Source organism: Falsihalocynthiibacter sp. CO-5D18, from assembly GCF_041205445.1.
In the GTDB taxonomy this organism is placed as follows: domain Bacteria; phylum Pseudomonadota; class Alphaproteobacteria; order Rhodobacterales; family Rhodobacteraceae; genus Falsihalocynthiibacter; species Falsihalocynthiibacter arcticus.
In genome coordinates, this window is sequence record NZ_JBGFCF010000052.1 from 1 (window position 1) to 1,626 (window position 1,626).

The 1,626-nt window shown below is 54.4% G+C and carries 1 protein-coding gene; it reads left to right on the plus strand.

What is annotated here, in order from left to right; translation table 11 throughout:
- Positions 1–212 precede the first annotated feature (212 nt).
- Positions 213–1,523: a site-specific integrase gene (locus tag AB9F27_RS21795; protein WP_335586645.1), complete on the plus strand. Its 1,311-nt coding sequence runs from the start codon at positions 213–215 to the stop codon at positions 1,521–1,523.
- Positions 1,524–1,626 lie beyond the last annotated feature (103 nt).

Genomic DNA, 1,626 nt, shown 5'->3' on the forward strand with positions numbered 1-1,626 from the left:
CCCTACCGTCGGAGCCAACAAACCCCTCTTTTTTAGTTAAAAACAACTAAAATAAGGGTTTTTGGCCGTTTATGAACCAGTTTGCGAACCGGTTGCGTACCAGTTCCGTCACAATCGAACCTTTTTCTGTCGCGAACAGGCAAACGCCCCTCACTCTTTCTGTTGATTCTGGTTACTTCAGAGACCAAGAGCCAGAGAGAGATTTCATCTCTATGACCACCGCACCAGCCGCTACGGGTAAAAAGAAACTCCCAAAGTACGTCAGACAGCGCAGTTGGGGCGCGTACCAGTACAAACGGGACGTCCCAAAGCACTTACGCGTCAAGGCGGGAAAGGCCACTGTGTACCATGCGCTGGGCACAACCTTCATGGAGATGGTCAAAAACCTCCCCACCATCGACCAACAGGTTATGACCTACTTTGCGTCCCTGGAGGCTGAGAACTCAAGAACCCGTACCCTTGCCATTGTGAAGTCACACTTTGGAGAACAGGCCGCACAGCAACTTGATGCAGGTCAGTTGAACACCAATCTTATTGCAGGGCTTTGGGATTTAGCGGGCCGCCTCGAAGATGATGTTGAGCCTGATGTCTACAGCAACCTCCTTGGGGCCAGTGTCCCAGTCGAGATCATCACCCTGCAAACGGCCTTTGATCTGTATGGGGCGTACAAGGATGCCGATCAGGACAAGAAGCTCAAGAACGCTCTGTCAAAGGTACAGGCCGACCTCAAGGCCTCCATCGGGGCGGTCAAACTCAAGGAGGTTGCTTTGGCTGACCTCCGTCGAGAAGATGCCCTCCTCTATCGAGACTATCTGCTTGCACGCATTTCCCCCAACAGTGTCTCCCGTTACATCAACGTTGTCAGGGCGGTGGTGAACCATGCTATTCAAGAGCGTGGGATTGCAGCGATCAACCCGTTCCACAACTTGAAGGTCAAAGGCGCAGGACAGTCCGCCAAGGACCGCCTCCCTCTGTCAGCGGAGGAAGCAGAAGGTGGTTTGGTTACGATGGGCAGCCAAGAGGACCACCAAGCCATCTATCTGACCCTCTGGGACACAGGAGCACGGCTGAATGAGGTCACAGGGATTGTGGTTGACGACGTTGACCTTCAAAATCGCAGCCTGAGCATCCGACCGAACAGCATCAGAGCGCTCAAAACAGCCTCAAGTGAACGCCTCATCCCCCTGTCCTCCAGGGCCGTGGAAGCCCTCACAAACCTCTGCTCTGGCAAGGAGGGTGGTGATCCTGTCTTCCCCCGCTACGGTCGCCCCAACGGCAATACAGCAGCGTCGGCAGCCATGATGAAGAAACTGCGAAAACAGATCACCGACCCCAAGAAATCCCTACATAGTCTGCGCCACAAGAAGAAAGATGACCTGCGCAATGTTGGCTGTCCCGAAGAAATCAGCAAGGTGATCCTTGGCCACAGTAGCCAGGAAGCCGCCGCGCGGTATGGTGCGGGGTATCGCCTAGAGGTTCTTAGAGAGTGGATGGAAAAATCGCACCAAAAGCCAAGCCAGTGACCTCTGTTGTCCCTGCCCGCCCGATTGATCCTCATCGTCGCGCCAAATCAGCAGCCGCTGAGACCATCGTTGAGTCCGTTCTGCATGTGGTCAGCCGCTATGA